This window comes from Sphingobacterium puteale (assembly GCF_050986225.1).
Taxonomy (GTDB): domain Bacteria; phylum Bacteroidota; class Bacteroidia; order Sphingobacteriales; family Sphingobacteriaceae; genus Sphingobacterium; species Sphingobacterium puteale.
Genome location: NZ_CP158959.1, coordinates 6,641,256 through 6,667,667 on the forward strand (window position 1 = coordinate 6,641,256; position 26,412 = coordinate 6,667,667).

At 41.9% G+C, this 26,412-nt stretch carries 19 protein-coding genes and 1 tRNA gene; 5 read left to right on the plus strand and 15 right to left on the minus strand.

The window, feature by feature from the left end:
• Positions 1-14 precede the first annotated feature (14 nt).
• On the plus strand, positions 15-398 hold the full coding sequence (locus tag ABTV71_RS27495; protein WP_121121070.1) for a VanZ family protein: 384 nt from the start codon (positions 15-17) through the stop codon (positions 396-398).
• A 29-nt stretch (positions 399-427) separates the two neighbouring features.
• Here the strand turns inward: ABTV71_RS27495 and ABTV71_RS27500 are convergent, their stop codons facing one another.
• From ABTV71_RS27500 to ABTV71_RS27525, 6 genes are all read right to left on the minus strand, one after another.
• Positions 428-1,129 (minus strand): ComF family protein, encoded by a 702-nt coding sequence (locus ABTV71_RS27500; RefSeq protein WP_433901738.1) that lies wholly within the window; start codon positions 1,127-1,129, stop codon positions 428-430.
• 42 nt (positions 1,130-1,171) lie between these two features.
• Positions 1,172-2,272: a 23S rRNA (adenine(2503)-C(2))-methyltransferase RlmN gene (gene rlmN / locus ABTV71_RS27505; protein ID WP_433901739.1), complete on the minus strand. Its 1,101-nt coding sequence runs from the start codon at positions 2,270-2,272 to the stop codon at positions 1,172-1,174.
• A 75-nt stretch (positions 2,273-2,347) separates the two neighbouring features.
• Positions 2,348-2,929, minus strand: coding sequence for a tRNA-(ms[2]io[6]A)-hydroxylase (locus ABTV71_RS27510; RefSeq protein WP_108634623.1), 582 nt, complete (start codon positions 2,927-2,929; stop codon positions 2,348-2,350).
• Between the two features lie 71 nt (positions 2,930-3,000).
• The gene (locus tag ABTV71_RS27515; protein ID WP_121121074.1) at positions 3,001-4,041 is read right to left on the minus strand and encodes an Atu2307/SP_0267 family LLM class monooxygenase; all 1,041 of its coding nucleotides are present in this window, start codon (positions 4,039-4,041) and stop codon (positions 3,001-3,003) included.
• 77 nt (positions 4,042-4,118) lie between these two features.
• Positions 4,119-4,787 (minus strand): AcvB/VirJ family lysyl-phosphatidylglycerol hydrolase, encoded by a 669-nt coding sequence (locus tag ABTV71_RS27520; RefSeq protein ID WP_433901740.1) that lies wholly within the window; start codon positions 4,785-4,787, stop codon positions 4,119-4,121.
• Between the two features lie 39 nt (positions 4,788-4,826).
• Entirely contained in the window at positions 4,827-7,421 is a 2,595-nt protein-coding gene (locus tag ABTV71_RS27525) for a phosphatidylglycerol lysyltransferase domain-containing protein (RefSeq protein ID WP_433901741.1), read from the minus strand.
• Between the two features lie 122 nt (positions 7,422-7,543).
• Here ABTV71_RS27525 and ABTV71_RS27530 point away from each other — a divergent pair, with 122 nt between their 5' ends.
• Entirely contained in the window at positions 7,544-8,782 is a 1,239-nt protein-coding gene (locus tag ABTV71_RS27530; protein WP_433901742.1) for a glycosyltransferase, read from the plus strand.
• On the opposite strand, the gene ABTV71_RS27535 is transcribed toward ABTV71_RS27530, so the two are convergent.
• Together ABTV71_RS27535 and dcd are read right to left on the minus strand one after the other, a co-directional pair.
• Complete coding sequence (locus tag ABTV71_RS27535; RefSeq protein ID WP_433901743.1) at positions 8,783-9,892, minus strand: MBL fold metallo-hydrolase; 1,110 nt, start codon at positions 9,890-9,892, stop codon at positions 8,783-8,785.
• Position 9,893: 1 nt separating this feature from the next.
• The gene (dcd, locus tag ABTV71_RS27540; protein WP_433901744.1) at positions 9,894-10,430 is read right to left on the minus strand and encodes a dCTP deaminase; all 537 of its coding nucleotides are present in this window, start codon (positions 10,428-10,430) and stop codon (positions 9,894-9,896) included.
• A 166-nt stretch (positions 10,431-10,596) separates the two neighbouring features.
• Here dcd and ABTV71_RS27545 point away from each other — a divergent pair, with 166 nt between their 5' ends.
• On the plus strand, positions 10,597-11,238 hold the full coding sequence (locus ABTV71_RS27545) for a 4'-phosphopantetheinyl transferase family protein (protein ID WP_433901745.1): 642 nt from the start codon (positions 10,597-10,599) through the stop codon (positions 11,236-11,238).
• Positions 11,239-11,349: 111 nt separating this feature from the next.
• Positions 11,350-11,421 (plus strand) — tRNA-Glu (locus ABTV71_RS27550).
• A 98-nt stretch (positions 11,422-11,519) separates the two neighbouring features.
• Here ABTV71_RS27550 and ABTV71_RS27555 read toward each other — a convergent pair.
• The 5 genes from ABTV71_RS27555 to ABTV71_RS27575 form a co-directional block, all read right to left on the minus strand.
• On the minus strand, positions 11,520-12,863 hold the full coding sequence (locus tag ABTV71_RS27555; protein ID WP_433901746.1) for an ankyrin repeat domain-containing protein: 1,344 nt from the start codon (positions 12,861-12,863) through the stop codon (positions 11,520-11,522).
• A gap of 19 nt (positions 12,864-12,882) precedes the next feature.
• Positions 12,883-14,076, minus strand: coding sequence for an ankyrin repeat domain-containing protein (locus tag ABTV71_RS27560; RefSeq protein WP_433901747.1), 1,194 nt, complete (start codon positions 14,074-14,076; stop codon positions 12,883-12,885).
• Between the two features lie 198 nt (positions 14,077-14,274).
• On the minus strand, positions 14,275-17,064 hold the full coding sequence (locus ABTV71_RS27565; RefSeq protein ID WP_433901748.1) for a sugar-binding domain-containing protein: 2,790 nt from the start codon (positions 17,062-17,064) through the stop codon (positions 14,275-14,277).
• Between the two features lie 8 nt (positions 17,065-17,072).
• Positions 17,073-20,441 carry a DUF5107 domain-containing protein gene (locus tag ABTV71_RS27570; protein WP_433901749.1) on the minus strand — a complete coding sequence of 1,123 codons (3,369 nt, stop codon included), beginning with the start codon at positions 20,439-20,441 and terminating at the stop codon, positions 17,073-17,075.
• Positions 20,442-20,512: 71 nt separating this feature from the next.
• Positions 20,513-21,901, minus strand: coding sequence for a sugar porter family MFS transporter (locus tag ABTV71_RS27575; protein ID WP_433901750.1), 1,389 nt, complete (start codon positions 21,899-21,901; stop codon positions 20,513-20,515).
• A 126-nt stretch (positions 21,902-22,027) separates the two neighbouring features.
• Between ABTV71_RS27575 and ABTV71_RS27580 the strand changes: the two genes are divergently transcribed.
• A complete protein-coding gene (locus ABTV71_RS27580; protein WP_433901751.1) occupies positions 22,028-22,921 on the plus strand; it encodes an AraC family transcriptional regulator in 894 nt (297 codons plus the stop codon).
• A 133-nt stretch (positions 22,922-23,054) separates the two neighbouring features.
• On the opposite strand, the gene ABTV71_RS27585 is transcribed toward ABTV71_RS27580, so the two are convergent.
• Positions 23,055-23,837 carry an enoyl-CoA hydratase/isomerase family protein gene (locus ABTV71_RS27585; protein ID WP_433901752.1) on the minus strand — a complete coding sequence of 261 codons (783 nt, stop codon included), beginning with the start codon at positions 23,835-23,837 and terminating at the stop codon, positions 23,055-23,057.
• Positions 23,838-23,841: 4 nt separating this feature from the next.
• On the minus strand, positions 23,842-26,334 hold the full coding sequence (locus ABTV71_RS27590; RefSeq protein WP_433901753.1) for a DUF5686 family protein: 2,493 nt from the start codon (positions 26,332-26,334) through the stop codon (positions 23,842-23,844).
• Positions 26,335-26,412 lie beyond the last annotated feature (78 nt).

Genomic DNA, 26,412 nt, shown 5'->3' on the forward strand with positions numbered 1-26,412 from the left:
GGATATTTATCCCCATGATTAAAATCCTACTGGACTACAAATGGTGTTTTATTTGGGCCATCATAGTCATTGTTTTATGTACGCTCCCCGGAAATAACTTTGATACAGTTCCCAGCTACCCCGGAATGGATAAACTCGTTCATGCGGGCATGTTTTTTGTTTTTTGCACACTGATGTACAACGGTGTTATCCAACAATTTAGCGGAAAACCAACACGCTGGTTACCCATCTTTATTGTCTCTTTTTTCGGTTTTCTGTTTGCAGGATTGACGGAATTACTTCAGCTCTATATTTTTACTTACCGTAGTGGTGACTTGTGGGATTTATTTGCTGATTCTGTAGGGATTGGGATGGCCGGATTTGCCTATCTGTTGAATTATGTCGACAGGAGGCACTGATTAGCGATAAACCCGGCTATCGAATAAAACTATTGGGCTCGGGCCAAGGTTACCACGGACACTTTACATCCGAGGGATTCCTGCAGCGTAATTGCGGCCGAGACAATAGTAGCACCGGTTGTCAGTACATCATCAATAAGTAAAATATGTACATCTTGTGGCATTGAAAGCTCCTTGCAGGCAAAGATATCTTCCACATTTTCATAACGCGCTAAACGGTCCTTACCTGTTTGTGTCATTGTTGCCCGTTTACGTATCAATACGTCCTCCCATAAGGGAATATGCATCACCCGCGACAGTCCACGACCAAAATAGGCCGATTGATTATACCCTCTTTTTCGAAGCTTACTCGTATGTAATGGTATTGGAACAATAGCCGATAATCCAACGTACAGTTCGGATTGAAGGAGCTTGTGGCCACACTGATAACCAAAATATTCTGCCAAAAATGGCTGGTTATTATATTTAATCTGGTAGATTAGCCGCTCTACACGACTCCCCTTTTGTAGGAGGAGAAAAGAGCAAGCCTCTTCTATAGGCGCTTTGCCCCAAAGCTGCCTAGCGGTATCGTTATCCGAATACGTATGAAAATTGGTATAAGGCAGATGATAATCACAGGCAATACAGATATATTTTTCCTGATATTTTAGCACACAGCCACAACAGGCACATTCTTTGGGAAAGAATATGGAAACAAAATCACCAAGAATATTCCGTAGATCAAATGGCATAATGCTAACTTCTTCAGCTAAAGATAGCAACAATCTTGCAAACTAAGCCTCAGCAGTCTCTTTATCCTTGTCTTTTATTGCCAATTGTCCGCATGCCGCGTCAATATCCTTTCCTCGGCTTCGCCTTACATTGGTGATAATTCCCTGGCTTTTTAGGTAATTCGCGAATACGTCTATCTTGTCAGCTTCGGCATTCAGGAAGTCGGCCAGAGCAATTGGGTTATATTCAATCAAATTTACTTTACAGGGGACATGCTTACAAAATTTAACAAGCTCCTTAGCGTCTTCCAACTCGTCATTGAAATTATTGAATACAATATATTCAAATGTTATCGGACTCTTTGTCTTGGCATAAAAGTATTTTAGCGCTTCAGCTAGTGCAGCTAAAGAGTTCTGCTCATTGATCGGCATAATCTCATTACGCTTTTTATCATTTGCCGCATGTAATGAAAGAGCAAGATTAAACCGTACCTGATCGTCTCCTAGTTTCTTGATCATTTTCGCAATACCGGCTGTTGACACAGTGATTCGTTTCGCAGCCATATTAAGGCCGTCCGGAGCTGTGATCCGCTCAACAGACTTCATCATATTGGCGTAATTCAATAGTGGCTCACCCATACCCATATAGACAATATTTGTCAAAGGCTGACCATAGTTTTCTTCAGCCTGTTTACTAATAAGTACCACTTGGTCATAAATTTCATCTGCATTAAGATTACGTTTTCGATCCATGTAACCTGTTGCACAAAATTTACAGGTCAGGCTACAGCCCACCTGCGAACTCACGCAGGCAGTCATACGCTCAGGTGCAGGAATTAATACGCCTTCTATGATATTACCGTCATAGAGCCTAAAGCTGCTTTTAATGGTTTTGTCCGAGCTGATTTGTGACTCTTTAACTTTGACTGCATTAATCGTAAAATTTTCCTTCAGCTTTTCACGCAGGGCCTTACTCAGATTACTCATTTGATCAAAATCTGTACAAGATTTTTCCCATATCCACTCATAAATCTGCTTTGCACGAAAGCCCTGTTCACCCAACGCGGTCAGTTGATCTTTGATCTGACTCAAAGACAAACTCCTGATATCTATTATTTTACTTTTTTCGATCACGGTACAAAGATAAGAATAATTAAGTGACAAAAAATCCCGTTCTAAAGAAAATAGAACGGGACAACTGTTATGTATGTGTTTTAAAATAGGTAGATTCGCTATCCATTAGCCATGTATGGCTTCTTTATTTCCGTAAGACTGGATCAGTTTACCTTCAAAATCCAACCACTCTTTCCAGCGTTTTTCCACATCGACATCTACGGAATACTTCCTTGCAAAATTCAGAAAAGTTGTATAGTGGTTCGCTTCGGAAACCATCAAATCGTAATAAAACTGAGCAAGCTCCTTGTCCTGGATATTTTGAGACAAGACCCTAAACCGCTCACAACTACGCGCTTCAATCATTGCAGCAAATAATAGTCTATCGATAAACGCCATATTGCGGCTACCGTCCTTTTTGGAAAATTTCATCAATTGACCGACATAGTCATCTTTCCGCTCGCGACCCAATGTATAGCCCCGTTCCTTAATGATGTCAATGACCATTTTGAAATGCTCCATCTCTTCAATGGCTATAGCTGTCAATTCATGAACCAAATCCTCGTGCTCTGAGTTGTTTGTGATCAAGGATATTGCGTTTGAAGCAGCCTTTTGTTCACACCAGGCATGATCTGTCAAAATCTCTTCCAAATTTCCTTCCGCGATATTTGCCCATCGCGGATCTGTCAACAACTTAAGTCCAAGCATCTTACTTTCTAAAATAATTTAAAGCCAAAGGTAGTTAATATCTCTGCTTAAAAAAAATGATAATGTTTTCTTTAGCTATCTCTATTAAGTATTGACCTAATTTTAGGTGCTATTTTTTCGCCATAAATTTCAATTGACCGCAACATCTCTTTGTGTCCCGGAGCGCCAACGTCCATATGCGCGGAGAAACGTGTCAATCCAAATTTTTCATGGATTGCCAAAATTTTATCAACGGCATATTCAGCATCTCCAACAATAAGATGTCCTCTTGAAGACCTGCCAAAGTCATATTGTGTCCGTTGATAAGGTGGCCATCCGCGGCTTGCTCCAATACGATCCATCTGTGCCGAGTAAATGGGATAATAGTAGTCCGCAATCTGCCCACTGTTATCGCCAAAAAAAGCGTGCATATGAACCCCGACTTGAAATTTTGCCATATCGTGCCCATTATCTTCGTAGGCCTGACGATACATCTCGAACAAATGGTCGAAACTTTCGTACATCCCCCCAATAATCGCGAACATGACAGGTAAACCTAGTTTTCCAGCACGGATAACAGATGAAGTGGTACCTCCTACTGCAACCCAGATTGGCAAAGATCCATTCTTTGGTCGCGGAAAAATCTCCTGATTGATCAAAGGAGCTCTAAAATTGCCACGCCAGGTAACCGGATTCTGTTTATTCAACCGAAGTAGAAGTTCCAGTTTCTCCTCAAACAAATCCGCATAATCCTTTAAATCATATCCAAATAACGGAAATGACTCAATAAATGACCCCCTGCCAGCCATGAGCTCTGCCCGACCATCGGACAAGAGATCTACTGTTGCAAAATCTTGAAATAATTTGACGGGGTCTGCCGAACTCAATACGGAAACAGCGCTACCCAACTTGATGTTTTGGGTCACTGTGGCTGCCGCCGCCATTATAATCTCCGGAGCAGCAACGGCATAATCTGCCCGATGATGCTCACCGATCCCAAAGAAATCCAATCCAACCTGATCCATCAGTTTGATTTCTTCGATTATTTCTTTCATTCTATCCTGTGGCGCCTGGATCTGACCTGTACCGGGGTCTATCCTCGAGTCACCAAACATTCCTATTCCTAATTCCATGTCTCTTCTCTATTTAAAAACTAACTCAAAAATAGCGGCTCCATTTCATAATTTAGTTGATCTAGGATAAGAAAATATCAAAAAAGAGATAATGTTGTTTTAACGACCTGCTCCGCATTGCCGCTAAAACGATGTCCGCCCGAAAGATAGCTCTTATTAAAGTTTTTTAATGTAATCTTTTTTACCGGAAACTCAGCCTCATCATCTCCTAACACCACACTTGTTTTGATGCCTTCTATCCGGTTTATCTCAGCAACTACATCAAGGCTCCGTTTGGTGCTGCTTCTGCCCAAAATATCGGCAATATGTATCTCCAGATCGGTCGATACTGATGGTTCCAGTAACACAATGCTACGTACATTTTCCTTTATTAAGGGATCAATACGATTTATGATAAAAGGTACCGCATCTGCTCCAAAAGAATATCCCACAATAAAAAACTGGTGGTTCTGTCGAGACAAAATCAGATTTTTGAGTGTATTTGACATATCCGCAGCGATATCCTTAGGTGTTTTTTTCCTCCAAAAATAGCTCCTGGAGTCAATCGCTGCCACAGCGTATCCAGCATCGGCAATTAACTGACATATCTTATTCGAAAAAGAATTGAAACCACCATCTCCACTTAAATAAAGCACCAGAGGCAATACTGTTTTGTTGTTCCAATATTTCATCTCGACCAAACGTTGTTGCGCAAAAGTATGAAATGCCACGCAGCCGATTATACATAAAATGGTCAATTTTTTCATCGGAATAGTATTACACGCTGGATACCGCTCAAGATGACACTAATCATTCGGTTTCATTACTTTAACTAGCGCTGCCGGAAGCTGTATCAGATCAAAATCGTTATCAAAGATAAGGTATTTATTTTCCCAAAAAGTCGCATACTTCTCTTTAAAATCACGTAAGCTGTGGTAATGTTTAAAATTCCCAAGTCGCGTTGACGCAAATTTCATAATCTTTTCTGCAGGGCTCTCCGTTGCTTCCAGTCCCGTCATCGGAACCATCCCCAGATTCAGGTAACTATATTTTTGAGCTTTTGCATAACTGATCATCTCTACTATCAACGCATCCATGCTCCCGCTGGGTGCTTCCAGTGATTTTCGGATCATATCGTAAGTGCATTCATCTTTGGCGTAATCAGGAATGACGTTCAAGAAAGCGACGATTTTGCCGTTCCCATTTTTAAGGACAATAATATCCTGTTGGATCAGTTCTTCGGTATTGAACATTCCCTGAGAAAAAACCATTTCTTTTTTATCGAATTCTCTCAGCCATTCATCCGAAACAGCCCGAAGTTCACCAAGGACTGCTGCACGCTGCGGAGCCTTCAGCACTGCGGTTGTAAATCCCTTTTTCTGGATTGCATTCAGTCCATTGCGCAATGATTTACGCTCTTTTCCTTCGAGCGTAAATGTTTCCAGTTCCAAAACAGCTTCTTGCCCAATGGTTATCTTCTGTTTACGAAGCGATGAGAAATGAACCAAGCTGTTTTCATCGACCCGATAATAAATCGATTTTAATCCATTTGCATAACAATAACGATCAAACTCCTCGACAAGCTCTTCTTTATCCCCCTGTTCACATACCGGCTCATCCAATACTATGGCAAACTCATTTGCCAATCTATAGGCTGTAAACCCTTCGGAAATCTCAGAGAAAAAAAGATATTTGTCTTTCCCGAGTTTGAAAAAATCCATGGCAGACTGTCCGAATTCATCCAGTAGCTGTTGCGCCCGTTCACGCTCGGATTTACTAGAATCTTCATCTATGATCAGGCGTGGGCGAGCGAGCGCGTAGATCAGAACGAACCAGCAAAAAATCCCCAGGACCTGTGTAATACGTAAGAACTCCTGCCCAAAATTGGTATGTGGCATCAGATCATCATCAATGAACAACAAAAAGCTTTTTGCGGTATGATAAATGGACTGCCGCCAAGTAAATTCAACCCCAAAATGTTGCTTATCAATAAAGTAGAAACTTAATACGTCGAACAAACACACCGCGACCAATGCAACGACGAATGTTACAAACCCGATCCTCACCCAGCGAATATTGCTTTTAATTGGATATTGCTTATAACTGATCCCCAAAAAAACGAGTGTCATTAACGCTACCGATGCCTCTTCATAATCCAACGCTTTAAACACATGTCCAAATAACGACAGCGCACTAAAAATAACTGCGATCCAAAAGGCTACACGAAAACCTTTGATTAAATAAGCCGACGTAACCAACAAACCGACTCCTAGAACAAAAACCATAAACTTAGATGCATGGATCGCTTCAAGGGGTAAATAAAACCGATCCAGCTTCATTCGATCAGCCAAAGGCGGCGTCAGTACCGAAACAATATTAACCATGCCCAAGAAGAAGATCAGCAACGCTGGCCCTACACGCGCCAAAAGCTGTCTACCCCGCCAGGCGAAAGCGATTAACCCTAACAATAGTGGCAGCCAAAATTCAAATACGCGATAAAGAATAGTTATTCCCAAGCCTTCTGCCTGACCGTAGCCATAGGCCTTGAAGATATACAGCATCGTTAATTCTACGGCTCCTAAACCTCTTAGAAAAGGTGACACAATCATTAAAACCACCGAAACGGTATAGGCGATAGCCGCTGCTTCAAAGGAATGATCTAAGCCCAGTGCATACATACTGACAAAAGCATGGACTATCCCACAGCATTCAACAACCATAGACGCCAACACGGTACCCAGAAGATATTTCATTTTTACTTCCCCAGAAAATATCTCGTCTATATTGGAGGCAACAGCAGGAAATTTTAGTTCTACCCAACGGTAAATTCCTTTGTGTGTACGGAAAGACCATATGAACCAGAATACAACACCCAGCAGTATACCCAAAATTAACAATGAAATCCAGGCATCACCAAAATTTTTATTGTCCAAAATGGTATACAATATGACGGGGACACCAATCATAAAGACAGTTAACAGTCCTACATACCCGTACAGCGCACCAGCCTGATGAATCTGCGTCGTATTCAGATTCCGCTTTCGCAACTGAGTAGTTGTATAAGCGAGCGAACTAATGCCGCCCGCAGGAAGAAATACACTGAGCAGATTTCTTTTTAGGAATAGATCTATGGCAATTTTCAAGTTGATCGAAAGACCAATGGCTTTGAAACTCTGCACATACATTACACCTTGTAATAGGACATAGAGCAGGGTTATACAAATGCCGACCGAAACCCAGGTTAGATCTGCCGCTTTTAACTGCGGAATAATGGCAGCGAGTTCTTTCCTTTCATTTCTAAAAAAAACAAAAGCCATTAAAATAACCAAAACAGCTATTAGTTCCTTCCAATAGGTTTTTGGTGAAAAACGTCTAATGCGTTGAACAATAGTCTTGCCCATATTATCGTTTATTGTCTAATAACCGTACCGTATAATAAACACGAAATAAAGCTAATCGTTTCAAAATGACAAATTGTTAAGTTTTCGTCAATTCTTTTGACATTAATCAGTAATTTTCACCCATGAAAGAGAAAAGGGTATTATTCATCGGGCTGGTTTGGCCGGAACCAACATCATCAGCCGCCGGTTTTCGGATGATGCAACTGATCGAGACATTCCTGGATCGTTCTTATCAAATTACTTTTGCTTCTGCAGCAGCCAAATCCCCCTATAGTGCCCCATTAAAGTCGCGAGGTATTACCGAACAAGCTATTGTGCTCAATAGTGATAGTTTTGACGAATTTATTGGATGGTTACAACCCGATATTGTTGTATTCGATAGGTTTATGATCGAGGAGCAATATGGCTGGAGGGTGGCTCAACAGTGTCCCGGTGCACTTCGGGTACTCGACACCGAGGATCTCCATTTCTTACGACAGGCACGGCAAGCGTGCGTCAAAAATAAAGACGATTTTTCCTTTCAAGAATTGTTTACAGAAACAGCAAAGCGGGAGATTGCTTCCATATTGCGTTGTGATCTATCATTAATTATCTCGGAGTCTGAAATGAAAATACTGACGGAAGTCTTTCGGATCTCGCCTGATATTCTATACTATCTACCTTTTCTGGAAGATGAAATTACGGTCGACGAGGCGAATACCTGGAAGTCATTTGAAGAACGAAGAAATCTGCTATTTATCGGCAACTTCATCCATGAACCCAACTGGCATACCGTGCAATATCTAAAAACAACGATTTGGCCAGTTCTTCGTAAAATTCTCCATAAAGTAGAGTTACATATCTATGGGGCATATCCGACACAGAAAGTCCTTCAGTTACATAATCCCAAAGAGAATTTTCATATCAAGGGAAGAACAGATTCTGCAAAGGACACCATGTCCAACTACAGACTATTGATTGCGCCGATTCAATTTGGCGCAGGAGTGAAAGGCAAATTTATCGACGCCATGCATACTGGCACCCCCACCGTCACGACATCGATTGGCGCTGAGGCGATGAAGGGCAACCTATCCTGGAATGGTTTTATTGAAGATGAACCCGAAGCTTTCTGCCAAAAAACCATGGCACTTTATAACGACAAAGTTGCCTGGGCAACAGCGCAGGCCAACGGTATCCGTATCATCAACGAACGTTACGAGAAACGCAAATATCAAGCGGACTTTATGACCAATCTATCCTTACTTAAGGTACAGCTGGAGAAACATCGGCAACACAATTTTATTAGCCAGATACTCTTGCATCACACTGTACAGAGCACAAAATATATGTCGTTGTGGATTGCTGAAAAGAACAAGCAATAATTAATTAACCTCCCGCCACCAAGGGGAATATACAGTATCCAATTTATTCAGATGAACCAGTTCTCCTATCTTTGGGGTAATAAGTTTACTATGTTCCTTTTGAGCAGTTTCATAAAACTTTTCCATTGGCTCTTTCCATCCGTGCATGGCCAAAGCAAATTTTGACGAGTGGACAGGCAAAGTGACTTTGGCTTGTAAGTCTCTGGTTTCAAGCCCCCACTCTTCGGGTAAAGAGTGAATATAATGCCAGGCATCATTGTACTGCCCGTTCTCCAGTATAGCCAGATCGAAGGGACCGAATCGCTCGCCTATTGTCTTGAAATGCTTACCATAACCACTGTCACCACCTAGAAACAAATTGTATTTCCGTGTTTTCAGGACGAAGGAAGTCCAAAGAGTATTGTTTCTCGTGATCCTACGTCCGGAAAAATGTCTAGCAGGCGTAAAAGTTACCTGAAAATCAGGCACAAGATTTATTTGATCATACCAATCGCCTTCGATAATCTGTTGTGGTTTATAACCCCAAGATTCGAAATGCGCACCTACCCCCAAACCGCAGATGACCTGACCAACTTTATCACGCAGTTTGATTATGGTCTCATAATCAAGATGATCATAGTGATCATGGGAAATAAATAGATAATCTATTTTTGGAAAGTCTGCTGCAGTATAATCCACAGCGATTTTAAATGCCTTGTTACTCCCCGGAACGGGCGAGGCGTTTTCGCTGAATACAGGATCAACGAGCAGCAGTTTGCCATCAATTTTCAGCAGATAAGAAGAGTGTCCAAACCAGACCAAAATATCCTGGGCGGGCAGTTTTTTTAGATCACATTTCATGGCCGGTAATGCATCCAATGGCTTAAGTCCCGGCTTTTTATTAAAAAGAAAATCCCACATTAAAGAGACGATGTTTACATCACTCTTCAAGGATGGTGTCACCTCAAGATTATGAAAGACACCATTTCTGAAATTAGGCGATTGCTTCATCCGCTCCAATCGCGCACCTTTAAAGCTTCCGCCAAACATCGGATGGACAAAATAATAGAGCAACCCACTGACCAAGACAATCAATAGCATCCCTAAAATAATCCATCCAACGTTCTTCATTTTAGAAACTATTCTTCCACATCATGGATTCGACAGGACGGATAGTCTTGCCATTATATTTTGCATTACCCTTTGTATTGTAAAACGTCTCTATATCGCCTTCTACAGCAAAATAAATCAATTGACCGATTGGCATACCTGCATAGACTCTGACGGGTTGTGCAACAGATATCTCCAATGTCCATGTATTACAAAAGCCCACATCGCCTTTACCAGCTGTTGCATGGATGTCAATTCCCAAACGACCGGTACTGGATTTTCCTTCCAAAAAAGGAACATGTTTGTGCGTTTCGGTATATTCCTGAGTGACGCCTAAATAAAGAGTATTAGGTTCTAATACAAAACCCTCTTCTGGAATTTCAAAATGATTAATTTCATTATGCTTTTTGGCATCCAATACGCGATCCGCATAAGTTGCCAAATATTTACCCAAATGAACATCGTAGGAATTTGTTCCTAAGCACTTACGATCAAATGGTTGAATGACAATACTGCCATTTTCAATCTCTTCAAGAATTCTTTTATCCGATAAAATCATGTGTATCAAGATAGCAAGAGCATCAGGCCATGCTATATAAATTCAAAAATACGGTTCTCACTCAAATTTTTACGCTATTTTTTTATTTAAAAAACAAACCCATCAATTTTTCAGATCGCTTGGTATTGATTGTACGATATCTGCGATTTGTTTTTTAAATTTGGGTATGAGTCTAGTGTATTTACGTGAAATAGATAGCCAAACCAAATTTGCCATTTGGCGAATTGAAGAATCGGATGATGATTTATTGTCAAAACTCCAGTTGGATGAGCGTGAGAAGGCCAAACTAGGCTCTTTTAACAAGGGTAAGCGGCGCTTACATTGGCTGGCTACGCGTGTGTTGTTGCGGACTTTATTGAATACTTCGCGTTATATTGATTGTCCTTCCGATGCTAATGGTAAGCCTTATCTTGCCAACTTCCCACAGAAGATATCCCTTTCACACTCTTTTGACTATGCCGCAGCAATGATAAGTACTAAAGGGGAAGTAGGTATTGATATGGAGATCATCAAGACGAAAGTTGAGCGGATCCAGCATAAGTTTCTCAAACCCATTGAACTTGCTTTTATTACGCAAAACGATGCACGATATGAGCAGCTATATGCCTGTTGGTGCGCCAAAGAAGCAATCTATAAACTTCAGGGGAATTCAGGGGTTTCTTTCTTAAACAACATGACCATACAACCCTTCGAATACCAAAACCAAGGTGTCTTAAAACTTGAGCTCGACAGCAACCACGATCAACAGACTTTTGAGGTACATTATGAAAAATTCAATGAATATATGCTTGCATATGCCGTTGGCTAAGGTCGCCTAAAAAAATAATTTTTCTCAATTTCAGCGAATTAGCGACATAAGCACACTTTTTTTTTGTGCTTATTGAAAAAGCTTCTATATTTGCAGCATCACAAAGGAAATGGCCCGTTCGTCTAGGGGTTAGGACGCAAGATTTTCATTCTTGAAACAGGGGTTCGATTCCCCTACGGGCTACAAAAAAAGAAACACCTGCAAGTCGAAGCTTACAGGTGTTTCTTTTTTATCTCCTTTGACCATTTATCTATTTCCGAGATTCATTTCAATAGTTGTATTTAAGACTTTAATATCTTCGCTTTCTCCAAATCAAACTCGTCCTGATTGATAATACCGGCATCCAACAATTCCTTTAAATCAAATAAAGCTTGTTTCTTAAGTGAGATGTCCACTCCTGCAACCACTTCGGGTACCTTTTTCTCTTGAAGTACAGGCCCATCATCAACAGCATTGGACTGCGCTCCAAAGTCGATCAATAAAGCGGTTATCTCATTAAAACCTTGTACGTTTGAGTAGTCTATAGCCTTTTGTTCCAATACGTTTGCGATATCCGTGAGCGCCCCCTTGGACAAGAGATACCGCAAAACATCCTTTTTACCATACGCTGCCGCATAATGGACGGCGGTATTGCCTGAGGCATCTTGCTTATCAATTGTCGCACCACTATCCAAAAGCTGCTTGACCAACGAAAGATAACCCATTTTTGTTGCAGTCTGTAATAGTGTTTCACCGGCATAATGAGGTTCAAATCCAAGAATAAATGTACGTCCACCAGTGCGCTCGATCAGCTTTTCCATATACTTCCCATCCTTTCCATCAAAGGAATCCACAGGACGTGCGTAATCCGCAGAAAGACCCCGTTCCAAAAATAAGGCCAATAGCTCCTTTTGGTTGCTATTGCAGACATACCACACTGGGGAAATCCCTTCGGCGGACTCAACAAAGATATCACTTCCTTGTTCTATCAATTTCTGCGCAAGGACGCGGTTACCCATTTTTACTGCATGCAGCAGAGGGCCTTCGCTCAAGTCATTCAATAAATTGACTTTTGCACCATGGTCTAACAAAATATTGACAATAGGTACTGCCCCCAATGCCACAGCTAAATTCAAAGCTGTGTTTCCTTCCTTATCAGTCGCGTCCACACTAGCGCCATGCACAACCAAGAGCTGTACTACTGGCGGATATTTTGCCTGTACGGCCAGCAATAATGGCGATTCAGCATTATTATTTAGCACATTTACATCTAGCCCCTGTTCAATCAGTTTTTCGGCCATCTCCTGTTGTCCGGTCTGTGCGGTGATATGCAATAAGCTATTACCCAAGAAGTCATTGATATGAATATTGGCATTTTTGTCCAGTAAATAAGCCGCAGTTTGCTTCTGCTTTTGTAGCAGGGCAAAATACAAAGGTGTCTCACCGCGATGGTCTTCATAATCAATAATTGCTCCAGCCTCGACCAATTTTTTCACCAAGTCCAAGTAACCGCGATGAGCAGCATAATGCAATGCTGTACGCCCTATTTCGTCCGTATAAGATACATCGACTTGATTCTTTTCCAACAAGATTTCTGCAATTTTGCGTTTACCGCCTTCACAAGTAACTATAAATGATTGAGACATAAAATTTTATTTTTCGTATTTATTGTTTCAACAGCCATTCTACTGTCTTTACTTTGAGATTATCTTCCATTGCGTAATCGACCGCTTTTTTGTCCTTGATATTTTCTACCTGAGGATCAATACCCTCGCCGACCAAATACTTCACCTTTTTGTAAAGATCACGCGCTTTACTTTCATCATAATTGATATCAACTTGACACACCTTATGCAACATTGTATTTCCTTCGTTATCTAAATAATTGATATCCAAATATCCTCTTTCCATAACTTCTTGCAATGTAGCCGCAGATCGCTCTGAAAGCCAGTCAACACCTGTTTTCTCTTTCTGATACCAAAGTGATGCTACCGTCGGATCTGCCCCCTGTTCCAGCAGCAAATTTAGGATTCTAAGGTTAGCTTCGCTGTCCGAAGGCATCATTCGAAGAAATGCATTGAGCAGATTTTCTCCCTGCTTATTAACCCCATGGAAGTCCGGTACACCATAATTTAGCAGCAGCTCCAATAAATCGGGATTGAATTGTCTTGTGACAGCGTAATGAAAAGCGCTTTCACCGTGCCAGTCCTTCAGTCCGGGGTCTGCACCTGCGTCCATTAACTTGACTACTACCTCCATTTTTATCGTGTCCACGGCCATGTGCAACGCTGTCTTCTGCTCGACATTGCTGACATTAGGATCGATACCCTCCGATAGCAACCAATCCACCAGCTCAACAATGCGATCCACAGGTTGCATACGAAGACTACAAACCTTGAAAAGCAGTGTCTGTCCATATTGATCCATACGCTGCACATCTGCCCCAGCCTCCGCAATAACTTTCAACAGTGTAATGCTGACATTTTCTTGTAATGCATATTCAAATAAAGTCGTACCGCCAACCTCTTCGTTAATATCATCGATCTGTTCTAGATATCCTTTAAACCAGACCAAATAGCTTGCTAGCTGGTCGGTTGAAATCTGTGGCTTTAATAAAGCATGGAAAACGGTTGAACTGAAGCGATCGTAATCATATAGATCCTTAGAAATGAAACCCTTATCAATAAATTTATCCAAGACACCATAATGCCGAGACCTAATCAATTGGCTAACAGCACTATTCAATTCGTAATCTTGAAATTCAGCCTTACCGCTTGCCGAGGCTATAATCTGCTCTATCGCCGTTACATCGCCTTTACGCGAACACTCTGCAAGTGCTCTTAACTCGTTATTCGTCATTTTTTTTTCTATTAAACTAAAGAAAAAGATAGTAATGTGGTTCTTTTAAAAACGAGTTAAACAAAAGAATAGTATCAATAATGAGCAAAATCAACCGATACAACGAACAGGCTGCCGTACTGATCAGAAAACTATAAAAAAACCGCTCCGAGAATGGAGCGGCTATAATTTGTCCTGATAATAAATGTCACTATGGGACTAATATATAGCGACGGGAGCTGCCTTTTCCTGCGGCTCTCTATATTGCAGAACCTTTCGTAACACCTCAGGATTTTCGATAACTTTTGGCGCAAACCTCGAACTATTCATATAGGTGAGTATGGATTGTAGCATCTGTCTTGCGACGGGTCTGTTGTTTAAATCAATCGCCAGATCAAATGAGGCCACCATCAGTTTGCCTTTCCCCACCGAACCTTCAAAGAGTGTGGCCAGATTTCTATTGTTCGCAAAATTATCGATCATCTCTACAAGGGTTTTGCCGCCTTTGATCTGATCCATCAACATTGTTGTCGATTTGATCTGTAGGTCCCACCATTGCCAGTCGGTATGTTCCTCTGTCGGAAAATTAGCGAATACAGCGTGTTTTGGATCGCAGAGCAATCCCATTGTACCAGCCTGCTTCGGAAAATGTACCGGGCTCCAGAATACTGGAACAAACTTGCCTTCAATACCTGTAATTTTTTTCCAGTCAGGATTTAAAAGAACCTTTTTTCCAGCCTGCAACAGCCCTAAAGCTTCGTCTAGCTCCCTAGTATAGCTTACTTCAGTAAAATCAATTTGATTTTCTTTGGGATACACCCATATATTCCAGTGATTTTCATAGCTTGTGCCTTTGAGGTTAATATGAACTGTCAACTTTTTGGCTTGCTGTATGGCTTGAAATGGTACTTCAAAGCGGCCTACATGTCCATTGTACCCCTGACCTACGTTTGTTTGAAAGTGACCTTTTGCAAGAGTTTTCGTACCATCTTTCATAGACCACTCGACCAACTGATCGCTCAACGCTGCAGCTCCATAATTGCTGATGTCTAAAATCCCCTCAAATACTTCATCATTGGTATATACGGCTTTGGAAAACTGGAGCAAGGGAACTATTGGCGCACAAAACTGTCTGAATTCAGCTGCTGAAAGAATATTCTTACTATCCCAAAAGGCATCCAATAGCCCCACCAAAGCTGTACCTTGGCCTGGAAAATCATGGAGATCCAATAGTTGATAACCACTGATACCCGGTGTTTTTAAGGCCCGTTCCAGCTCTTCTTTATAGAGAATTGCTGCCAACTTGCCTGAAGACGTGGCATATTCCTTCGCTTTATGCAATAAACCCTTGCGTTTCAGATCTTCGGCTACAGCAATAAAGTTCAACGGCTTTAAAACACCTGTATACTTTTTGATCTCCGCCAAATTGGGATAAACAGCATATTGTCCGATCTCATGTGTAACGACAGGAATAGAAACGCCATCCAATGAAGCGCTGTAATTTTTATTAAAGACAGGAGGTTCACTATTAAAGACCCCCTGCCCTCTCACCCATCCCTTTGCCGTCCACTGCGTAATCAGAAAATCGTCAAAGGGTTCGCCGACAATTCCATGTCCTTGTTGAAAAGTAAATGATGTCGCCGTATACAAATGTCTCTTATCTTTTTCCTTTAGGTTTTTTACCAGTGCGTTAAGGGCATCGAAGTCACCACTTAGCTCATTTCCCATACTCCAAAAGCAAAACGATGGATGATTGCCATATTGCCTGATCATCTTATCAGCTTCCTCATATAAAAAACGTAGCACCGCATCATCCTTACCAGCATTATTTTCCCAGATAGGCAATTCGACCTGAAGATAGAATCCCATTTCATCAGCTACAGCAAAAGCAGCTTCCGGAGGGCACCAAGAGTGGAACCGTAAATGGTTGAGTCCCCATTCCTTTGCTGTCAAAAACACCTTCTTCCATCCCGCTTTATCCATTGGGGGATGCCCTGTCAACGGAAAAATGCTGCATTCCAATGTCCCCCGAAGAAAAAGGGGCTGCCCATTGATTTTCATGACCGTTCCCTCCCTTGACAATTCACGCATACCAAATGATGTACTCATCACATTGACTCCCTCACCCGATTGGCACACCACTTCGACATCATAGAGATTTGGTGAAAATTCGCTCCATGACCGGATTTTTGCGCCCAGATCATAGCTTAATTGTATGTTGGAATCACCTGGGGCTAATAAAACCTCCTTTTCTATTGTCGGAAGATACTCGCTATCACCCTTAAATTTGGCTCTTACCCGGAGTGTACTACCTGTATTTCCTTGTGTTCTATTCGAAAGAACTACCCGCAGGTCTACACGTTTTGCTGTCAAAACCGGAAAAGTACTTACTTGCTTGATATGAACCCGATCCAATGCTTCAATACACATCGAACCGATGATACCGTTCCACATAATCTGGGTATGATCCGTATAAGCATGTGCCATATCATCGACACTGATCGCCAGCTTCTTGCGGTTATCAATGCGGATAGTCAAACGCTGCTTTCTCCCAGCCTTTAAAAAAGAACTTAAATCAAATTCATGCGAACCTACCAGACTGCGCTGTTTTTGTGGAATTTCTACTCCGTCAACCCAGACATTAGACTCCCATATAATCCGCTCCAGTTTCAGGATCATTTCTTTACCCACCCAGCCTTTCGGAATAAATAGCTCCTTGCTGTACCAGGCTGCCCCCACATACCGATGTTTCCTTGTCAGATGCGAAAGTTGGGGGTTTGTTAGTGCCGGTGTTAAGCTATTCGCAGTTCCCAGTCCTGCATCGTCGGTTGTCCCAGGTAATTTAATGGCTGTTGTGAAAGACCTATTAGTCCAACCGTTCTTCACCCCCACATCCTCTGGATCAAGTTGTACACTCCATTGTCCGGCAAGATTGAGCTGATGCCCTCCGAAGGCCAAAACGCTGTAGCTCTGTAGAAGAGCAAGCAATAAAATGAGATAACGATGCATGTCTGAATTTAATTATTTAGGGTGACTTCCGCTATGAAAGAGCGCAATATTGACAAACAGCCTTGATGATTGGGTTCTAGTTGCCACACTTGTGTAAGATAATCCTTAGCCAGGTCCAAATCGCCTTTACCTAAGTAACCTAACCCCATTACGTACAAGCAATGAATCTTATTTTTATGGTCAAGGTCATCCTCCCAGATATCCATATCAGGCAATGAAACTGCAAAATAATCGATTTTAAAAGGTTTGTCCAAATAGGTTTTACCATGATCAATTAGGCTTTGAAAACATTGTTCCGCTTTTTCTTCTTGTTTGAGTTCGAGCCAGGCCAATCCTTGAAAAAAGATCTTGTCAGGTTGTGGATCATTATAAAAAAGAGCCTGTTGGGGTTCCTGAGCCCCCATAGTAGCTTTGATGAGATAAGCTGTTGCTTCCTCCTCATTTCCCAATGAACGGTATGCAACGCCTTTATAATAATCAATATCGTTCTCCTCCATGGTAATCAGTTTACCCTCACCGAGATTATGCGGATAGCTGTCAATAGCTGTTAACAGGGCCAAGGCTCCCTTCGGATCGTTGGCTTTTAATCTTTCTTTTGCCAGTTCCAGATGGCAGATTGTATATTGACGGGACACTTTCCCTTCTCCTCCTTCCCAAGGTTTAAACTGTCGGGAAGCCAATAATTGCCGAGCTTCTTCGTATCGTTCCAGAAGATTGAAAAGTGAAATCCGTTCCAGGAAAAGATCGTCTCGGCTGACAGCAAGATCTGCATATCGATCCAATAGCGTCAGTCTTTCCACATAATTGTATCCTTGTTTCTTATAGAGCTGGTGCAGTTCCATCAGCAGTCGTGCATCTGTTTCATCCAATGCGAATGCTTTTTCTAACAATGCAACAGCCTCCGTCTTCCTGTCCATCCGATTATAATAGGCCAGAGCCAAATTTCGGAAAACGGTAGGGAATTGTTGATCCAATTGTATTGATTGCTCCCAACAGTCTACCGCATCTTGATGTTGTCTCTTGCCGTACCATAGATTCCCCAGGTAGTAATATGCTTTTGCATCGTGATTATTGTGCAGGATCGCGTCCTGAAGTATAACGATCTCTTCCAACCGATTTGGGAAGCAATAAGTCGGGTCCATGATACGAGCTTTGTCATAATAGGCTTTTGCTTGATCATTTTGTCCGATACAGGCGTTAAAATAACCTAGTCCATAATATATCATTGGATATACTGCTTGCGGATCATCGATTGTTTTTTCCAATAACAGGATGGCTTCTTCATACAGACCAGCTTGAGCAAAATCCAACGCATATTCCACCACACTCTGTACATTGACTTTACATAAATTTAGAATAGGCGCTAATATAGCCTCGTCCTTTGTCAGCAAATACCATTCGAATTGACAGCCCATATTAAATGGATCTATTTCCAAAGAATCTTTAATATAACCCAACGCTTCCTCTACCCGTCCCAGTTTTCTTAAAATCGAAGCCTTTAATTGCCGTGCTTTATGATGTTTCCAATTTCGGTTTATTGAACGTTCTATTTTTTCCAGAGCAACGTCCCACTGTCCACGCGTTGCATCGATCTGTGCAAGGCCAAAATAACCTGCATCCTGCCAGACAGCATTCCAGGTTGCCTTGTAAAAAGCGGCGTAAGCTACATCCAGCTCACCGGATAGCTGTAATGCCAATCCAAGGTTATAGTAGGCCTCACCATCGTAAGGATTTGGATTACGTTCAGTAAGTCGCGCGATTGCGGTACGGAAGTAAGGGATGGACTCGGCTATCTTTCCATTTCTCAATAAAAGAGCACCCATTGCATTGTTACATCGTACATCATGCGGATCCCGTCGCAGAGCCTCAATATAGTAATCCATGGGATTATAGGTGGCGTGCCGGTATTGTTCAAGATGTTGTCCTGCCAGGAATAACTCCTCCGTCGAATGAACGAATTGTGGTGCTGAAACAGCCCGTGCCGGTTCGGGGATAGCTGTGCTATCCTTTTTCTTTTCCAATTGATATTGCAGCATTTCGTTACCATTGCTATCATAAACGGAAAGGATCAAATCAAATGGATTACCCTGTAAATCAGAAACAGTTTGTTTATAGATATCACGAGGAGAACAATAGATCCTTTCCTCCAGATAAACTCTTCCTTGCTTATCCCGCAGAACAATATGAAGTCCTTCAAATGCAGCTGTAGCATATAGAATAATGTCGGCACGCTGCTGATGGACCTCCATATTGAGGACAAGATCTTTTGTTGCATTCTTCACATGACCAACAGCCGCGTAAGGCATAAAATATTGTGACCATGATTTCACCTCATAAGGCTGTAACCAAGCAAAATCGGGCTGATTGTCGGTGTAAACACCTGCCATTAATTCGATATAAGGACCATTTTCGTCTGTCAGATTCCGGTCCCAAGCTAAGCCAAAATCACCGTTTCCCCATGTCCATTGCTTCTTTCCCGGAGAAATGTGGTGATCCGCAACGTGTAACATCCCTGCATTGGTGTCTCCGGCTTCATAACCTCCCACAAAATTATATTTTGATTGGATGGCCATATAGGATGTCGGAACAGGAATATTTTTGTATTGTGCGATATCAACTCCAGCTGAATAATCGTATTTATAATAGGTTCCTGTCGCGATCGGAAATGTTGAAACTTCTCTTTTGCCATGATCAAACACAGCGTTTACATCGGGAGGAAAAACCGAATAATAATCATCATTGACGACAACGGCCGGATTGGCCCACCATAGGAAAGTTTGCGGCAAGGCGGTGCGGTTGTACACCTGAACCTTTATTTCAATAAAGGCTTTGTCGGGATAAAGTGTAAATCCCTGCATGGCCTTCATTCGAAACATGCGTTCGATTTCATTGCACCATACAGTCACACTGCCATCGGCATTATGTTCAACTAAATATTCTGTTGGCATAAAGGTCGTCGGACGGTGATGCTGAGGCCAGTTGAATTCGATTCCACCAGAAATCCAAGGACCTGTAAGCCCTACTAGAGCTGGCTTTATCACCTCATTATAATAGACAAAATGCCGTTCTCTAACCTTATCGTAGGCCATATGAATTCTTCCACCAAGTTCAGGCAGAATCATTACTTTGATATATTCATTTTCTAAAAATAGTGCCTGATATACCTTGTCCGTTTTCTCGTCGCTAATTTTTTCGATAATGGGATAGGGATATACCACCCCGGAGCTACCTTGGTACACGCGTTTTTCAGCATAAATCGGATTTTTTTCCATCGCGCCAACCTCGTAGGTTGGTATCGCCACAGATTCCGCCCAAACTTTTACTATACCGCGCTGATCGACTGTAGATTTAATCAGGTAACGTGTCAATTCTGTCATGTTCTAAAGAGCTATTAGGTTATATACTGTAAGTTGATTTAATTATAAAAATGGATTTCTATATGCAAAAATCAGGGTATTATGGCTTCATCAGACCATTCCTGTTCAATTTCCTCGAGACTCTTGCCTTTGGTCTCTTTCAATTGTCCCCACAAAAACACATAGCCAATCAAGCAGACTATTCCATACAGCCAGAATGTGCCCGCCGCCCCCAAGCTTTGGTTCAACATCGGAAACGTATAAGTAAGTACAAAACATGCTATCCATAACAGCGAGGTAGCTATAGCCATCGCTTGAGCTCTAACTGCCGTAGGGAAAATTTCAGCAATAATAACCCAGGTCACTGGCGCTAATGTCATCGCATAAACCGCAATTCCAGCTAATACCAAAAGAAGCACAAAGATTCCACTGCAATTGAAATAGTAGCAAGCACCTAATGCCGCATAAATACCAAAAAGCCCCGCCGAACCAAACAACATTAATGCGCGACGCCCGACCCTATCGACCATATACATTCCTACGAAAGTAAAGATCACATTGATAACGCCTGTTATAATGATATTGAAGAGCATCCCCGAAACTGTGTATCCCGCGGCTGTAAAAATTTCTTGTGCATAGTTAAAGATCACGTTGATGCCGCACCATTGCTGAAACACGGCGATAAAACTTCCGAGCAGCAATAACTGCAATAATTTCCCCTTAAATGGGCTCCTTTTCTTCGGTGTATCTTGGTTTCGTTTAGCCGCATCAATGGTAGCCATGCTTTCTTTAGCATAATAATCACCACCCATCCGCAAAAAGATACGTCTGGCCTCTTCATGTTTTCCCTTGTTGTATAGCCATCTGGGGCTTTCCGGAATCAGGAAAAGCAGCAATAAAAAAATAACCGCCGGAATCGCTCCCGCCCAAAACATCCACCGCCAGCCCTGCTGCCCGTTCCATGTTGAGGCTATAACTTCTTCGGGCAACACGGGCTTTGCAATCAGCCAATTGACAATTTGCGCTGCGAGTATACCCAATACAATCGTCAGTTGGTTAATCGAAACAAATTTCCCACGGCTCTCCGCGGGAGCTATCTCGGCAATATACATCGGCGCCAAATTGGAAGCTACGCCTATACCTATTCCTCCGAGCACCCGATAGATAATGAAGATGTTAAGGTCAGCAGCCATACCTGTCCCTACCGCAGAAATAATAAATAGAATTGCAGCTGTATAGATCAATGGCTTTCGTCCATAACGGTCTGCCAAGCCACCCGAAAGTAATACGCCGATAAAGCTCCCTACAATTGCTGACGACATCGCCCACCCCTGAAGTGCGGGAGCAGACTCCAAATGAAAATATGCCTCATAGAAAGGCTTCGCCCCTCCAATGACAACCCAATCGTAGCCAAAAAGAAAGCCACCAATAGCGGCCACAAATGTGATTAACAGCAAATACGTTGTCTGGGTCTTTTGCATAAGAATTTACATATTTAGATTTATTGACGTAAAATTAGTGGAATACTGTATGTAAATCATGTAAGTGAACACGATAAACATGTAAAATATTACTATTTTTATAGCATATACCAAATTTCCTGATTTATGAATAGAGATACAGATGTGATGGCAGAAGGATTCAAAGGTGAGAAGGCAATTGTGCTCCCTTATTCCGTGTGCAACTACCAAGCTGCCAATACAATTACTTCAAAATTACACATCACACATATTGGCTACTATCCGAATGCAAAAAAGCATTATCGTGACCGTCAGGAAGGCTGTGCAGAATATATTTTGATTTATTGCGAAAACGGCCATGGGTGGATCAAACAGGATGGAATAACTTATAATATCGCCAGAAATGATCTTTACATCATTCCTAAAAACACAAGGCATTCTTATGGTTCCAGAGCCAACGACCCCTGGAGTATTTATTGGATCCACTTTCAAGGTACTGAAACATCTCTTTTTGAAAATATCATCGGACAGATCACTCACATGGATGACAACCACACAAACAAGCAAAACGACCGACTTCAGCTATTTGAAAGTATATACCAAAATCTGGAAATGGGCTATAGTCCAGAAAATTTAGAATACACAAGTTTTTGCTTTCAATATTTTTTGGCGTCCATCAAATATTCGACACAATACAAAGAAAGCAATCCGATTAAGGTAGATAATATCATTCAGGATATCATCCTGTTTATGAAGGACAATCTGGAAAATAACATTAGCCTGGACGAGATTGCTTCACATTTTAACTATTCGAAATCGCACTTGATCAACTTATTCAAACAGAAGACCTCTTATCCGCCCATGGTATACTACAATCAATTACGCATGCAAAGAGCCTGTTCATATCTACAATTTACGCTGCTAAAAATTAAAGAGATCGCTTTCAAGCTGCATTTCTATGATCCCTTTCATTTTTCCAAGGCGTTTACCAAAGAGATGAAGATGTCCCCCCAAGATTATCGGAGAAAGTATCAGAAATAGTGCTGATTTCTTATAGTGTCTTATTTAGCATAGGGCTATTTCAGATAGGTTTCCAGTCTAAAGCCTACCCTCGGCGAAAGAAGATCAACCTAACAATTTGTGGCGCCGAGTTACCGCTAGGATAGAACCATTTTTACAATGGAAATTTAGGCGTTCTTTTTTCAAGAAAAGCGGAAACTCCTTCTTTGAAGTCGTCTGTTCCGAACAAGTGACCAAATGCATCCATCTCCACCTTACTACCATCGCGCTTTTTATCACCAACGGCATTGATGGCATCTATGGCGCTGGCAACCGCGACACGTGAACGTGTAAATATTTTCTGAAGTATCTCTTCGGCACGCGAAATCAGCTTTTCCTGTGGAACGACTTCGTTCACCAGTCCCATTTCATAGGCTTTATGCGCATCAACCATATCGCCGGTCAAAATCATCTGCATAGCATGCCCCTTCCCGATCAAAGCTGGTAAGCGTTGTGTCCCACCATAACCCGGAATCAGTCCCAAAGAAACTTCAGGAAGTCCCATTTTTGCATTTTCAGAAGCAATGCGCATATGACAGGCCAGTGCCATCTCAAGCCCTCCACCTAAAGCGTAGCCGTTGATAGCCGCAACAACGGGTTTTGGCGCTCCCTCAATAAGATCCGTAAATATAATATGACCGCGCTCGCTTAGCCAGCGGGCCTGGACAACAGACAGGTCTGTAAACTCCTTAATATCCGCCCCAGCGACAAATGCTTTCTGCCCTGCTCCCGTCAATATAATACCACGGACATGACTATCTGCATTAAAGTGCTTAAAAATATCCTGTAGTTCATCAAGTGTCTCCTGATTCAGGGCATTCATTTGAGGTTCGCGATCTATTAGGATATAGCCAATGCTATCTTTAACCTCATATTTTAAATTCGAATAATGGGTCATAAAGCTAAAAATTAAAATGTATGGATGCTGTAAAGGTATCTAAAGGCACCCCTTCTCCACCTTTGTAGCTCAATCTCTTTTTATACTCTAATCTAAGCAATTTAAAGATATTATCCACACCGACCAAACCTTCAACATAAGGTTTATTGCGCAAGGCCTTTGTTTGGACAATACCATTTTTATCGGCTTCAAATTGAATATTTTCAGGCGTTACAAAAGGGTTATTCACATCACTCAGTTTTCCATAAAAAGCTTTAAAACCTGTCAGTTCACGCCATTTCAGTTTTCTGAACAAAGGGATTCTATTAAAGAAAAACCCGTTCCAGTTATGATGATAGGTCAATTTTAAAAACTGGTCGGATGCAAACTCTGAAGTGGCCATCAAATCAAAGTTGACCAGCGGCCCCGCTTTATCTCTGGAGACATCGGGGAGCTCCAACAGCGTATACGGCAAATGTTTTCCCCAGATCCTTCCTCCGGAAAACTCAAAATCTGCCTGTCCGGCCGGAGATAAAAACATCCGCTTGAACACACTGAACCTTAAGGCATCATAACTATAATCTGCTCCCCAAAAGCCGGTCAGCCCCCTGTTATATTGAAGTGTAAAAATCGGGTATTTATTTTCTACTGTACCACGATCTAGGTTATGGTAGGTAAAATCTTCATTTGGAGCCCAGCGTAGGATAACTTGTAGATCGTTTGTATTTACCCTACGGATCGTATCGGGGCTGGGTAGAGTATTGATGTAAAATAAATCACCCCTTGGCTGTCTCCGGGTATGAGTAAATGCAGTGGCGATACTGACATGGTTACCAAACTCAATCAGATGATCGAGACGATAGATATCGTTAAATTGCCATTTATTTGGCCTATTCTTTCCAAAAGATCGGAAAAATCCGTCGCCTTTTAGAAAGCCCAGATTACGACCCGGCTCCATGACATCGTGCTGTACAGTAAAGCGCAGATAGTTTGCAGGAAACTGAACTATACGCTCGCCATTAAGGGTAAACGCTGTACTTAGATAATATTTTATCTCCTTATCTTTATCGCCATAAGCGGTATACCCTTCTATAAATGCCTTTTCGGAAAACAGACGTGTAGTCCGACCACTCAGCCGGATACGGTTACCTTCATAATTATTCCGGCTATAGAGGTACTCCAACGGCCCGAACTCAAATTTTCCGGCATTGTAATAGCCTTTTGCCAATAAGTAACCTAAAGCAACCAACTGGTTGAAGGAGCGCATATTCTGAACGGAATCCACTTTTTGGTAGGCCCCCAATTCAGCTTTGCTCAGTGGCGCAGGTCTGACTTGAATCATCGGAACCTTTGCCGAGGATTGAAGCAGGTATCTTTTTTCAACGGGAACCCCCGCAAAGTTATCATTTGAGATTGAGTCTGTCCGGTGTCCTAGGTATTGCGTTTCCCTACGTCCATATAAAACATCCGATTTGCTTGCACCAAACAATATTTTTAAATCGGTATGTACCGGAATCATACTCCCATTTTTAAATTCGCTGTAGCCCAAATCGATCTGTACATCATTGATCCAGTTGATATTTGCCGCCTTTCCAATATTCAATGTGGCCCGCTGAACAGCAAACCGCGTATCGTCTGAGATAAGGAGAACACCGTAGAAAAGCAAATCAATCTTGGATTTACCCTCAAAATGAAGTTCGATATAGTCTTTACCAGCAATCTGGACGGTATCCTCTATACGGTATTTATAAAAGGCGGTGGCACCTGTAGCTATCGGACTCAAAATCCCCTTATTCGCAATCTGTATGGTATTCTCGTAGAGATCGACATTCCGAAGTATGGTCTGGAAACGGGTCTGCCAATTGTCGTTATTAAAAAAACGGGGATTTAGTTCTGTCTGATTGTGGCTAGTGACAATCTTTTTGCTCCGGTTAGGGTCGTGCGATGAATAGACGTTTGCATAATTTTCTTCCATATAGAACGGAGCTATCGTTACACCTCGAAATACCGAGGAGTCAATATTTTCAAAAAGAAACCGGAAGGGTTTTGGAACTTTTTTTGCTTTATCTTCTGGGTCCACAAAGCCAAATTGCGTCTTCTCATACTCATCAAAACGGATCTCGGGAATACGAGTATAGTGATTTTGCGGACGATGAGCAATGACCTGTTCTATCAGCGCAATCGCAGGATCTTTTGGTTTCCTATTCTTTCGATTGATGACAACCATATCCAGCGTATTGTCTTTCGAAGTCAACCGAACAGTCATCAAAGTATCAGGGCCCCGGTGTACGTCTATCGTCCTTCGCTCATATCCCACTGCCCCAAATGTCAATTGCCGATGTTGCTTTATATCCTGAATCTTAAAGTAACCAAGTGTATCGCTGGTACCTCCTCCCCCCTCTCCGACCCAGTTTATCGATACGCGAGCAATTCCCTTGCCCGTCTGTGCATCAACAACCTTACCGCGAAGAAATTCTTGCGCAATCACTTCCCCCCCGAAAAGCAGGAATAATAACACACTAAAAAAGCTTATTGAAAAAGATTTAACACACACTTTAAACACCATCTTCAAACTGATAGGATTTCTTTTTTACAA